This window comes from Lentisphaera profundi (genome assembly GCF_028728065.1).
GTDB classification, from domain to species: Bacteria; Verrucomicrobiota; Lentisphaeria; order Lentisphaerales; family Lentisphaeraceae; genus Lentisphaera; species Lentisphaera profundi.
This window is the reverse complement of the sequence record NZ_CP117811.1, coordinates 575778-588175: the sequence shown is the minus strand read 5'-3', so window position 1 is coordinate 588175 and position 12398 is coordinate 575778. Positions and strand designations below refer to the sequence as shown.

General features: G+C 42.4%; 11 protein-coding genes. 3 read left to right on the top strand and 8 right to left on the bottom strand.

The window, feature by feature from the left end:
• The 6 genes from PQO03_RS02440 to PQO03_RS02415 are packed head-to-tail and all read right to left on the bottom strand — an operon-like array spanning window position 1 to window position 4576.
• Window positions 1-699 carry a class I SAM-dependent methyltransferase gene (locus tag PQO03_RS02440; protein ID WP_274150884.1) on the bottom strand — a complete coding sequence of 233 codons (699 nt, stop codon included), beginning with the start codon at window positions 697-699 and terminating at the stop codon, window positions 1-3.
• Between the two features lie 48 nt (window positions 700-747).
• Entirely contained in the window at window positions 748-1134 is a 387-nt protein-coding gene (locus PQO03_RS02435) for a DUF3010 family protein (protein ID WP_274150883.1), read from the bottom strand.
• Window positions 1135-1169: 35 nt separating this feature from the next.
• Window positions 1170-1745, bottom strand: a complete 576-nt coding sequence (locus tag PQO03_RS02430) for a thioredoxin family protein (RefSeq protein ID WP_274150882.1) — start codon at window positions 1743-1745, stop codon at window positions 1170-1172.
• Window positions 1745-2263 (bottom strand): NUDIX hydrolase, encoded by a 519-nt coding sequence (locus tag PQO03_RS02425; protein WP_274150881.1) that lies wholly within the window; start codon window positions 2261-2263, stop codon window positions 1745-1747. The genes PQO03_RS02430 and PQO03_RS02425 overlap by 1 nt, the downstream gene beginning before the upstream one ends.
• 11 nt (window positions 2264-2274) lie before the next feature.
• On the bottom strand, window positions 2275-3090 hold the full coding sequence (locus PQO03_RS02420; RefSeq protein ID WP_274150880.1) for an NAD(+)/NADH kinase: 816 nt from the start codon (window positions 3088-3090) through the stop codon (window positions 2275-2277).
• Between the two features lie 28 nt (window positions 3091-3118).
• The gene (locus tag PQO03_RS02415; RefSeq protein WP_274150879.1) at window positions 3119-4576 is read right to left on the bottom strand and encodes a DEAD/DEAH box helicase; all 1458 of its coding nucleotides are present in this window, start codon (window positions 4574-4576) and stop codon (window positions 3119-3121) included.
• 170 nt (window positions 4577-4746) lie between these two features.
• Here PQO03_RS02415 and PQO03_RS02410 point away from each other — a divergent pair, with 170 nt between their 5' ends.
• From PQO03_RS02410 to lpdA, 3 genes are read left to right on the top strand one after another with little or no spacing between them, the layout of a single operon-like run.
• Window positions 4747-7488, top strand: a complete 2742-nt coding sequence (locus tag PQO03_RS02410) for a 2-oxoglutarate dehydrogenase E1 component (RefSeq protein ID WP_274150878.1) — start codon at window positions 4747-4749, stop codon at window positions 7486-7488.
• A 15-nt stretch (window positions 7489-7503) separates the two neighbouring features.
• A complete protein-coding gene (gene odhB / locus PQO03_RS02405; RefSeq protein ID WP_274150877.1) occupies window positions 7504-8751 on the top strand; it encodes a 2-oxoglutarate dehydrogenase complex dihydrolipoyllysine-residue succinyltransferase in 1248 nt (415 codons plus the stop codon).
• A gap of 11 nt (window positions 8752-8762) precedes the next feature.
• Window positions 8763-10166 carry a dihydrolipoyl dehydrogenase gene (gene lpdA / locus PQO03_RS02400; protein ID WP_274150876.1) on the top strand — a complete coding sequence of 468 codons (1404 nt, stop codon included), beginning with the start codon at window positions 8763-8765 and terminating at the stop codon, window positions 10164-10166.
• Between the two features lie 146 nt (window positions 10167-10312).
• On the opposite strand, the gene aat is transcribed toward lpdA, so the two are convergent.
• Complete coding sequence (gene aat / locus PQO03_RS02395; RefSeq protein ID WP_274150875.1) at window positions 10313-10996, bottom strand: leucyl/phenylalanyl-tRNA--protein transferase; 684 nt, start codon at window positions 10994-10996, stop codon at window positions 10313-10315.
• A complete protein-coding gene (gene cobA / locus PQO03_RS02390) occupies window positions 10977-12359 on the bottom strand; it encodes a uroporphyrinogen-III C-methyltransferase (protein WP_274150874.1) in 1383 nt (460 codons plus the stop codon). Before cobA ends, aat begins: the two co-directional genes overlap by 20 nt.
• Window positions 12360-12398 lie beyond the last annotated feature (39 nt).

The window sequence follows — 12398 nt, the reverse complement described above, 5'->3', positions numbered from 1 at the left end:
CTAGCGTATTAGCTCAGGCTTATTTTTACCATAAAAGAGCATGTGTTGCCACGGGAGCTTATCGTAAGAGCGTACTAATTTAAATTGATTCGCATTCATTTCTTTGGTGACCTGGGCTTTGGTCATTTTATGATCTTCTTTGATGGGAACATTTTTATCTTCTTTACGAAACTCAATCAAAACTAAGATGCCCTCGGGCTTTAGACTTTCACGCATTTTTTTCAACATGTTTTCTGGATCGCTAAATTCGTGATAGGCATCAACTAATAAAATCAGATCAAGAGAATTTTTTGGTAGCATCGGATCGGTGTATTTACCTAATACTGTGACACAGTTTTTAATACCATTTTTCGTCGCTCTTTGCTTGAGTAATTCGAGCATCTTGGATTGAATATCAACACAATAAACTTTGCCTTGATCACCCACGAGTTTTGCCATTTTAAGTGCGTGATAACCATTCCCACAACCAACGTCACCCAGTACCATGCCTGCTTTCAGATCTAGAGCCGCAATCATTTCTTCCGTGCTCTCTTCTTTTTCACGATTGCTACGGGTCAGCCAATTTGCAGCTGAAGAATGCATGGTGTAGGCAATCTGACGCCCCAAGTAAACATCGGGTTTCTTACTATTAATGGCTTCTTCGGCTGAAACTGGAAAAGTCAATAACAAGCTTAATAATAATAAAATCTGCTTAGTCATACATCCTACCTCATTTAATTTTTATAATGGTGAAACTCGCAAAAAGAATCAGAGCGCTGAAAGTGCTGTCAAATAAGCCTGTTCTTGATATTTTTTCATTACTGGAAAAGCCGTGATCGTCTTCGCTAAACGATTGAGCTCTGGCCCACCAACAAGTCTCACTGGCACTGAAGCTGCCAACTGTACCAAGCCTTCAATTTTAAAGGAACAGGCTCCACCAGAGAACTTGCCCTTCTCACCACGTTTTTTTATACTGATCACTTCCGCAGACTGCGTATCGAGCCAATCTTTTAATTGTTTAAAAAATTCCTTTACGCTCAAGGCATCATAGGAATCCATTAATTCAATTTTATGGCCTGCACATAAGTCATCTGCAGATTCGACAGCAAGTAGAATGCAGGTGTTGCTCTTGATTTCGATGCCAATGCTTTTCATACGTTTAGATCCCTGAGAATTAACAAAATTTAAGCTTAGACCAAATCACAAGCTTCTATGGGCATCCAGTGATGATCCTTGCCATCCCACTTCACATTGCAACCGATGGGATTAGTTTCTGGAATAGAAACAGCTTGGCCTGCTTTAAGCTCTGTAAGGGTACGTTCTAGGTCATTAACTGTTGCTAGCTCACCTTTGCGAGGGTTATCAATAGCACGGCCCGTGTAGACGAGTTTACGCTCTTTATCAAAAACATAAAAATGCGGAGTTCGCAAAGCACCGTAAGCTAGTGCCACGTCTTGACTTTGATCATGTAGGTAAGTCCATGGAAATTTAAGCTCATCCATGCGTACGACCATATGCTCAAAAGAATCCTCAGCGTAAGTATTGACTGAATTGGAGTTGATCGCCACGAAATCTGCGACATCCGCAAATTGCTCTGCAGTTTCACGCGTCTGCTCATCTGAGCCGATCACGTAGGGACAGTGATTGCAGGTAAAAAAGACAACTAAAAAATCTTTGCTAAAATGCTCGAGTGAATAAGTCTTGCCATCAGTTGCGGGAAGTGCAAAATCAATTGCCTCGTTTCCCAATTTCATTGTAAAAGCCATTAGATTAATCCTTCTTTTTGTAAAAAATAAACTCCGACAAAAACTTTTAAATCAAGAGCACAGCCAGCGGCCTGTTTTTTGTCAATAAATTGATGTAGCTGATCAATGGGCACGAGGTGAGTTATAATTTCCTCATCATCAACGCCACCACCTGCAGAGACTTTATCTAAGTCCCAGGCAATGTAGAGATCATTGGCCTCATCACTCATGCCTGCTGAGACAGGACCATGCACTACTTTTTTGATATTCTTAGCGTAGTAACCCGTTTCTTCTTCGAGTTCACGTTGAGCTGCATTAGAACTTTGCTCACCCTGATAGTCACCATCTCCCACCAAACCTGCTGGCAGTTCAATAACGGGGGCATTCATTGGTATTCGAAACTGTTCAATGAGCACGAGTTCTTTTTTATCAGTTACAGCAGCAATTACCGCGGCTGAAATATCATTGGGACGCGTCACCCATTCCCAATTACCGGTTTTACGGTAATGCAGGAATTTTCCTTTATAAATTTCTTCCATTGCCAAACTCCTTAATGAGTGAGCCCACGTTCAACTGCTTCGGCTAATTCACCACGGCGTGCTTCAAAATCAACACCATTGCGGAAAGCCAGAGTCACTTCGTGATTGGTTGGTTCAATCATAATTTGATCGATATCTTTAGCTTCTTGTTCATAACCATCGGCGTAGCCGTTAATTTTGCGCCTAGAAAGACACTTGATGGTGATTTTTTGGGGAGAGCATACACTCGAAGGATAAGGGCCGGTAGCAACTCCTCCCACATACCAAGTTCGTGTATCCAAGGGCAAAACCGCTGACGATCCACGCGCATTGAGAGCGAAACCAGTGGTTCCTTGGGGCGTGGAGACAAAAACCCCATTGCCCTTCACCGTGCGATTACGAAAATGGCTGAGTTCCCCAGTGATTTCAAAAGAAATAAAGTCGGCAATATTGCCTCCACAAAAAACATCATTGAAAGCTAAATAAGAAGTCTCTTCTCCGCATGAGCTATAAAAATGGCCTTTCATTAGGTTGACGCTAACAAGATGCAGTTCTTCCTTATAAATCGGGATTTCCTGTGGCTGTCCAATTTGATTCATCAAGAAACCCAAAGTACCACAATTCAAACCAAAAAGAACTTTGCCACTATCGCACTTTGTGCGCGCGGCACGAGTCATCCCACCATCACCTGAGGCAACTAAGTAGGCATTTGCCTTGGATTCATCATCAGTTACCAGACCCGCATCAAAGAGATCTTCTTCAATCCAACGTCTCACAAAATCCGATCGCTCAGAACCAAGTTCTTCCGGATCAGGTAACAGTGGATAATAAATTAGTTTTTCTTTCATGATTCTCGAGGCTTATAATTAAATTAACTTACCGGCGCTTTTGTGTTTTTTGCAATTCAACTTTCATAATTTGCCCAGAAATCTTAGTTTTTTGCAGTGTATTTATCACGACACTGGACTTTTCACGTAAAACCCCAATCAAAGTATGCTTAGCATTCACTTCAATGTAAGCGATATCCGTATCGTTTAAGCCACAATTTTTCGCCAATAATTTCTTCATTAAGCCCGGGTTCAAGCCGTTTTTATTACCACCATAGACAATAATGCGTGAGCTATCACGCAAATTAGCTTTCTTGCGAACTTTTTCTTCTGTCGCTTTAGTGCTACTCGGAAGAGATCTTTTCGAGATTTGCTTTTCATCCATAACCTGATTAAAGCTGACTCGTATCATTTCCCTGCCTGTACGATCTTCAAAAGATTTTATAGTGCTTTCTTTGCGGCCATTATAGTAAGAAATGACGAGGCCACTATTGCCAGCACGAGCGGTTCGTCCTGCACGGTGAACGTAATCTGGATACTCGTAGGGCAAATCATAATTGATCACCAAAGGTAATCCGGGAATATCGATCCCACGTGATGCCACATCTGTCGCCACCAAGACTCTGACTTCTTTGTTTCTAAAGTAATCCATTGCCTTATTACGAACTTTTTTATCCATACCTGAATGCAAGGGATGAACTTCTATACCGAGATCGTCAAGTTTCTCTGCTACATCATCAACACGGTTTTTGTGATTACAGAAAATGATAACTTGATCATTTTTATATTTCTTCAAAAGCTTTTCAGTTAAAGCAATGTGATTCTCTGGATAAACTGAAACGGCCCATTCTTCGAGCTTTTCTTGATCACCAATACTAGAGTTATCTTCGATCACCACAGGTTTTCTTAAAAGTGTCTTGGCAAAGGTTTTTATATCATCGGTAAAAGTCGCAGAACATAAAACCGTCTGAACTCCTGGAGGCAGGTCTTTTAAGATGCCTGTAACCGCCTCTCTAAAGCCCATGTCGAATAAGCGATCGGCTTCATCGATAACAAGCATTTTGATCGCGGTGCTATTGAATAAGTCTTTTCGTTTAATATCAATTAAACGACCCGGTGTGGCGGAGATAACTTGCGCGCCTCGCAAATTACTTTTCAAAGCTGGTAGCTGGATTCCTCCAGTGACTTCTGCCACCCGAAAATTTTCTAATCCTTTACCTAACTTAATGAACTCACTTGAGATCTGTTTACTGAGTTCGCGACTGGGTGTTAATACCAATACTTGAGGTTGTTTCACATCCGGACGTAAATGCTGTAAGGATGGAATTGCGAAGGCAGCAGTTTTACCTGTGCCCGTTTTGGCACGTACTAGAGCATCTTGCCCTTGTAGAATGTGCCCTAAAGATTTGTTTTGGATAGGAGTTGGTTTTTTATACCCTGCTGTATTAATAGCATTGAGGATACTTTTCTTGAGTCCCAAGTCCTGAAACTGTACATTTTTGTTCATTTTTTAGCCTTCGTGGAGAAATGTCTTTACAATATCGTTATAAACCTTAAAAACATTTACATTTTTTATTGAGAATTTATGACATCTCTTTGATTTCTTAAATACATGTTCCATTATAAGCAAGTTTATAAATTAATACCACATAAATATAACAAAAAAGACTAAATCACATGAGCAGCTCTAACGTTACGGACAACGCCAATCCGGCGTATATTGAAATGATGCTTCAAAAGTTCAAAACTGATCCCCAATCAGTCGACGCTTCTTGGCAGCAATTTTTTCAAGGTTATGAATTAGGTATAGACAAGCAAGAAACCCTCGAAGCCACCTCTTATGTAGACAAAGAAGTTAAGATCATGAAATTGATCAATGCTTACAGATCTCGTGGCCACTTTATTTCCAATACCAACCCGATACGTCCTAGACGTCTTCACCAAGCTGACTTGACCCTAGATTATTTTGGTCTCACTGAAGCTGACTTAGAAGAAGAATTTGATGTTGGTCACGAAATTCGCCTCGGTCGTGCCAAACTCAAAGATATCGTTTCTCATCTTGAAGATACTTATTGTGCTTCCATTGGTGTAGAATATCGCTATAACCCAAGCTCAGAAATGCGCCGTTGGTTACATGAGCGCATGGAATCAAACGCCAATAAACCAAATTTCACTAAAACACAAAAAATGAGCATCCTCAGGAAACTGACTCAGGGTGTGGGTTTCGAGAAATTTTTGGGTGTTAAATATGTTGGTCAAAAACGATTCTCTTTAGAAGGTTTAGAAGCTTTCATCCCCGCAATGACTGAGCTCTTTAATGAAGGTGCTCGTTTAGGCGTTCAAGAATTTGTTATGGGTATGGCTCACCGTGGCCGTCTCAATGTTTTAGCTAATCTCTTTGAAAAAGAGTACAAAGCACTTTTCCAAGAATTTGAAGGTCATGGCATTGCCGATGAAGTCGGTGGCGATGGCGATGTGAAATACCACATGGGTCATTCATCAGATGTTATTACTGACGATGGTCATCCCCTTCATTTATCACTTGCAGCTAACCCTTCTCACCTCGAAGCCGTAAATCCTGTTGTTCTTGGTCGCGTACGCGCCAAAATTGAAGAACTGTACGAAAATGATCCTAAGAAAATTGTTCCTATTCTCGTTCACGGTGACGCTGCAGTCTCAGGACAAGGTATCATCTACGAAATTTGTAATATGGCAAATCTCGATGGCTACTCGACAGGCGGAACCGTCCATGTTGTACTCAACAATCAAGTAGGCTTCACCGCGAATTACCGCGAGAGTCGTTCAAGCCTCTATTGTACTGACATTGCAAAAGTACTCAACTCACCGGTTTTTCACGTTAATGCCGATGATCCCGAAGCAGTAGTGCATGCTTGTACAACTGCGATACAACTTCGCCAAGAGTTCGGTTGCGATGTTTACATCGATATTCTCGGTTACCGTCGTCACGGTCACAACGAAGGTGACGAGCCTCGTTTCACACAGCCTCTTCTTTATAATGCCATCAGCAAGCACCCATCTGTTTTAGATATGTATATCAAACAGTTAGTTAATGGTGGTGAAATTATCGAAAAAGAAGCTTCGGGAATTGTTAAGAATTTCAATAACCAGCTTCAGAAAGCACTTGATACCACTCGTGAACTTCAAGATAAAACTATTCAAGTAAACTTCCTTAAAAAGCAATGGAGCGGTATTCGCAAAGCCACTCAAGCTGATTTTGAGAAGTCACCAAAAACTGGTATTAAGAAGGCTACCCTCAACAAAATCGCCAAGGGTATCACCGACATCCCAGAGGGTTTCAATATCCTACGTAAACTACGTAAAATTATTGACCAACGTCGCCATCTCTATTTTGATAGCTACAATGTGGATTGGGGAATTGCAGAACACCTTGCTTTTGGTTCTTTGCTTCTCGAAGGTCACCCAGTAAGAATCTCGGGACAAGACTCACGTCGCGGAACTTTCTCTCACCGCCACTCTTACTTGATCGATGAAAAAGATGAAATGGAATACGTTCCACTCAACTCCATCGATAAAGATCAAGCTAAATACAAAGCCTATAATTCACATCTCTCTGAGTACGGTGTTTTAGGCTTTGAATATGGCTATGCCCACACACTTCCAAGTTCTTTAACTATTTGGGAAGCTCAATTTGGTGATTTCGCCAATGGTGCACAAGTTATCTTCGATCAGTTCATTTCCTCGGCTGAATCAAAATGGCAGCGCATGAACGCCATCGTTTGTATGCTACCACATGGCTATGAAGGCCAAGGTCCAGAGCACTCTAGTGCTCGCTTAGAGCGCTTCCTTTCTCTTGCAGCTGAAAACAACATGATTGTTGCTAACCCAACAACTCCTGCCAACCTTTTCCACCTCTTGAGACGTCAGCTTAAAGCCACTTATAGAATCCCACTCATCGTCATGACTCCCAAGAGTTTATTGCGTCACCCGAAAGTTATCTCACCAGTGAGTGACTTAACTAAAGGTGAATTCCAAGAAACGATTGATGATGCCGCTGTCACTAATGCCAAAGATATCGAACGTCTCGTTCTTTGCTCAGGTAAACTTTACTATGAGCTCTTAGCTGAAAAAGAAGAACAAGGCCACGATAATGTTGCCATCGTTCGTATCGAGCAATTCTACCCCACGCCTAAAGAGCAGGACCTTGCCCTTCACAAGAAGTATGGTCATTGCAAAGATTGGTACTGGGTTCAAGAAGAGCCGCAAAACATGGGTGGTTGGTATTTCATGAGAGCGCGTTTGGATCACTTACGCCACGACATAAAATTCATCTCCCGCAAGAAGAGTGCGAGTCCTGCAAACGGCCTCATGAAGCGCGAACTTGCCTTCCAGGACAAAGTTATCAAGGGGGCTTTCAAAGGCCTCAGCAGCACAAAATAATCAAGGATTTTTGAAATGAATATTGAAATAGTTGTTCCCGCCGCTGGTGAATCAGTCACTGAAGCCGATGTCGCCCGTTGGTTTAAAGAAGATGGTGAATTCCTCGAACTCGATGAACCCATGGTTGAACTCGAAACAGATAAAGCTTCATTAACGATCACGGCACCCGCTGCTGGTATTCTTCATATTAAAGTAGCAGAAGACGAAACTGTGAATGTCGGTGATGTCATTGCCATTCTCGAAGAAAGCGCCGCTTCACCTGCTAGCAGTGCTGCTGACGAAGAAGTCGAAGAAGAAACTGACGACGCTTCCAACGCAGAGATGGCTTCTCCTGCAGCCCGCAAGCTCATTGCTGAAAACAGCATTAGTGCTCAAGACATTCCCGCTACAGGAAAAGATGGTCGCATTACTAAAGAAGATGTCATTCAGCACTTGGCTCAACGTGAGAAAGTATTAAATATCCCAAGCTCTATCCCCAACGTTCAAGATGTCGCTAAGAAAGTGGCCACTCCTGCCCCAGTTGCCGCTGCTCCTAGCCCGGCTCCTGTAGCCAATACTAGCGCTCGTGGAACTCGCACAGAAAAAATGTCTCGCTTGCGTCGTACTATTGCTCAACGCCTTGTTGATGCGCAACAAGAAGCTGCAATCCTTTCGACTTTTAATGAAGTTGATATGTCCGCGATTATGGACTTGCGTAAACAGCACAAAGACGAATTCAAAGAGAAGAACGAAATTGGTCTTGGCTTCATGTCTTTCTTCACAAAAGCCACTGCGATTGCTTTAAAAGAATTCCCTATCATGAACGCACAGGTTGATGGCAGTACAATCCTTTACCACGATTACGTAGATATGGGTATTGCAGTATCGACTCCAAAAGGACTCGTCGTTCCTGTTATCAGAGATTGTGACGAACTTAATTTTAGTGGCATTGAAAAGAAAATCCGTGAACTCGCGCTCAAAGGTCGCGACATGGATCTGACTCCAGAAGAAATGACTGGTGGTACTTTCACTATCACAAATGGTGGCTCTTTCGGCTCAATGCTTTCGACTCCTATCTTAAACCGCCCACAAAGTGCTATCCTCGGAATGCACAACATTGTGCAACGTCCTATGGCAGTCAATGGCAAAGTCGAAATTCGCCCTATCATGTACCTTGCAGTTAGCTATGATCACCGTATCATCGATGGTTCAGATGCTGTACGTTTCCTCGTGAAGATCAAAACACTTCTCGAAGATCCAACTCGCATACTACTCGAACTCTAGGAAATTGACTCATGGAAAAATTTGATCTAATCATCATTGGTGGTGGCCCTGGTGGTTACGTAGCAGCTATTCGTGGCGCTCAAATGGGCATGAAAGTCGCTTGTGTTGAAAAATACTCAACACTCGGTGGCACATGCTTAAACGTAGGCTGTATCCCTTCCAAGGCTCTTCTTGATTCATCTGAACACTATCATCAAGCCAAAGAGAAGTTTGCTATTCATGGCATTCAAACCGGCGACTTAAAAGTTGATTTCACTCAGATGATTAAAAGAAAAACTGATGTAGTTTCCAATACAACGGAAGGTATCAATTATCTCTTCAGCAAAAACAATGTGACTCGCCTTGAAGGCTTAGGTTCATTTGTCGATGCTAACACAGTTAAAGTTACGGCACAAGATGGTAGCGAAACTCAGTACCACGCTGACAAATTTATTCTCGCTACTGGTTCCAAGCCTGTTGATCTCCCTTTCATGCCCTGTGACAAAAAACGTATCATCACTTCTACTGAGGCACTTTGTTTAGAAGAAATCCCCAAAGATCTCGTGCTCATTGGTGGCGGTGTTATCGGTCTTGAGCTCGGCAGTGTTTATGCTCGTTTAGGTACAAATGTTACCGTGATTGAATTCATGGATCGCATTGTTCCTCCTATGGATAAAGAGCTTGGTAAAACACTTCAGCGTTCACTCAAGAAACTTGGCATCAAATTCCAGCTATCGACAAAAGTAACTGGCGCCACTGTTGAAGGCGACAAAGTTACCGTCACTGCTGAAAACAAAAAAGGCCAAGAACTTTCCTTTACTGGTGATTACGCTCTCGTTTGCGTCGGCCGTAAACCTTTCACCAATGGCCTCAACCTTGATGCTGCTGGTGTAGAACTCGGCGACCGTGGTTTTATCACTGTCAACAAATATGGTCAAACTTCTGCTCCACATATCTTCGCAATTGGCGATGTTATTGGTGGCGCCATGCTCGCTCACAAAGCTGAAGAAGAAGGCGTTTGTGCTGTTGAATTTATGAATGGTGAAAAACCTCAATTGGATCACAACTTGATCCCTGGTGTTGTTTACACTTGGCCTGAAGTTGCAAGCGTCGGTAAAACTGAAGAGCAACTCAAAGAAGCTGGCGTCAAATTCAAAACGGGAAAATTTCCTTTCCGTGCTTCTGGTCGTGCTCGTGCCTCTGAAGAATCTGAAGGTTTTGTTAAAGTTCTTGCTGATTCTGAAACGGATCGCATCTTAGGCGTTCACATGATTGGCCCACGTTGCGCTGACCTCATTGCCGAAGCTGTACTCGCAATGGAATACAAAGCCTCTGCAGAAGATGTAGCGCGCGTATGTCACGCTCACCCAACTTATACTGAATGTTTAAAGGAAGCCGCGTTAATGGCTACTGGTAACCGTCCGATTCACATCTAAGTTAAGACTACACAAATTGGCCTAGCACACTAGGCTGATTTAAGAACACACTTTATAGGCTCTCAAGGGCAAACTCCATAGTTTGCTTTTGTTTAGGTGAGACTAAGAATCAGGAACCTTTGACGCTTAGTTTTTTTTCTAATAGCTTATACAAAAACATCCTGGGGAGAATATTTTGCCCAGGATTCGTTTTTTCTGGATTTAAGCAATGCTAGCCTGAGCATTTCTATGTACTCATCTCGATCAATATCTACCCCGCCTAAACTTAGTAGGTGATCGTTATTGATTTGGCAATCCAACAAAGTAAAACCCCATTGCTGAACTTGTCGAACCAAATAATGAAAGGTTACTTTGGAGGCATCTGTGGATGTATGAAACATTGATTCACCAAAAAAAGCATCACCAATAGCTAAGCCATATAAGCCCCCTACTAATTCTCCATCTTTGTAGGCCTCTATACTATGAGCCACTCCCATTTCATGTAGCTTGCTATACGAGTCGATAAATTCTTCCGAGATCCAAGTATCATCACGAAGCATGGAACAAGAACGAATAACGGCAGCAAAAGCCTTATCATATTTCAACTCAAACTCTCCGCGCTTGATGCGCCTTAACAATGACTTCGAGGGTTTATAGTTCTCCAAATCCAAGATCATGCGTGGATCTGGGCTATACCACATGGGCGGTTCATCGTGCCAAGGAAAAATCCCCGACTTATAAGCCAGTAATAAACGCTCGCAACTTAAGTCTCCTCCTACAGCTAATAAACCATTTTCATCGGCGTAATCAACTGGAGGAAAACTCAGTTCGTCACTGAGTAAAAAGAGCACCTAAATAATCCCGGGATATACATTGACGTAATGATTCAGACGCTAATAAGTTAGAGCCAACAAGCTCTGCTTTTTGTTCGTAAAGACATTCGAAGCTCACTGAAATATCCTCCTTCAGACAAACGTAGTTGACTTCAGACTGATACTTTGGAAAGAGCCCTTGAAAATCATAGACCGCTCGTGCATCCAAGAAAATAACATCATCATACTCGGGGAATTTCAAATCTTGCTTATTATAGTCTTCTACTTTTTCAATATAAATTGGTTTTGCTCCACAGTAACGTAAGAAACTCTCTTCCTTTTGCCACTGAGAATTCTTTCCGCCGACAACTAAAACCCTCCTACCAAGTAAAGGTGAATAAGAAGGAAAACTTTTAACTCCTGCAGTATCGCCAAAAACCACTAAACCGGGAGGGCGTAAATTATTCTGTTCTGCTAATTCCGCAATATTACTCAACTTGCCGCGCAACTCTTGGCAATCACTTCTCCCCAAATTCATCGCCAGCATTGCTGGTAAATCTTTGGGGTAACCCGCCTCTAAGAGCTGAGAACAAATCTTCTTGATTGAAAGGATCCCCATATAAATAACCAAAGTGGCACGATCAAAGTGCATAAGTTGGTTGAGGCCACCGCCTGCCTGCCTTGCCGTCGTCAAAATCACACGATCGCTCACCCCGCGAGAAGTGAGGTACGTTCCCGTACAAGGTGCTAAAGCCTGGGCCGCAGTGATGCCGGGGCTAATTGACCATGATAATTCATGCTCTTGTAAAAGATCAACTTCATCTTGAATACGACCCAAAATACCCGCATCGCCACCTTTCAAGCGCAAGACTTTGCGACCATCGCGAACTGCTTTAAAGATAAGTTCATTGAGTTCACTTTGATCAAAAGAAGCTGAATCACCGCGTTTACCGACATATTTTTTTTCTGCCGTGGGAGAAATATTATTGAGGATCTGTGGGTTCACTAAGGCATCATAAAAACAAACATCACAATTTTTTAGGTAATTCAAGCCTTCGACAGTTATCCATTCGGGCTCACCAGGTCCTGCACCTACAAAACTCACTGGATAAGCAAAGGCTTGGCGCAAATGCCTCAGCTGCTTATTGGTTTTCAAAAAAACAATACTTGCCTTCTCGTGGGTAAAGTAATCGTACTCAGCTTCTACCGAACCAGGAAAATCTTCTTTGGGCCACACCAGAAAGTCCACAAGGCCATTCTTTAAATCAAGTAAATTCTTATGATAGTCACTAGGCTCATCATTTCCCTGAGCAATAAACTCTGTTTCAGGCATAAGTTCAGTGAACTTGGCCACTAGATCTCTTGCCAAATTCATACAAAAAAAGTTGCCTAAATACTTCATAAAAATCTCTCTCTATTAATAATGCATTGAGTATAAGCA

Bases quoted from the DNA above. Each gene is read 5' to 3' on its own strand.
- PQO03_RS02420 (WP_274150880.1), bottom strand. From the start codon at position 3,090: ATGAAAGAAAAACTAATTTATTATCCACTGTTACCTGATCCGGAAGAA.
- PQO03_RS02435 (WP_274150883.1), bottom strand. From the start codon at position 1,134: ATGAAAAGCATTGGCATCGAAATCAAGAGCAACACCTGCATTCTACTT.
- PQO03_RS02440 (WP_274150884.1), bottom strand. From the start codon at position 699: ATGACTAAGCAGATTTTATTATTATTAAGCTTGTTATTGACTTTTCCA.
- PQO03_RS02425 (WP_274150881.1), bottom strand. From the start codon at position 2,263: ATGGAAGAAATTTATAAAGGAAAATTCCTGCATTACCGTAAAACCGGT.
- lpdA (WP_274150876.1), top strand. From the start codon at position 8,763: ATGGAAAAATTTGATCTAATCATCATTGGTGGTGGCCCTGGTGGTTAC.
- PQO03_RS02430 (WP_274150882.1), bottom strand. From the start codon at position 1,745: ATGGCTTTTACAATGAAATTGGGAAACGAGGCAATTGATTTTGCACTT.
- PQO03_RS02410 (WP_274150878.1), top strand. From the start codon at position 4,747: ATGAGCAGCTCTAACGTTACGGACAACGCCAATCCGGCGTATATTGAA.
- odhB (WP_274150877.1), top strand. From the start codon at position 7,504: ATGAATATTGAAATAGTTGTTCCCGCCGCTGGTGAATCAGTCACTGAA.
- PQO03_RS02415 (WP_274150879.1), bottom strand. From the start codon at position 4,576: ATGAACAAAAATGTACAGTTTCAGGACTTGGGACTCAAGAAAAGTATC.
- cobA (WP_274150874.1), bottom strand. From the start codon at position 12,359: ATGAAGTATTTAGGCAACTTTTTTTGTATGAATTTGGCAAGAGATCTA.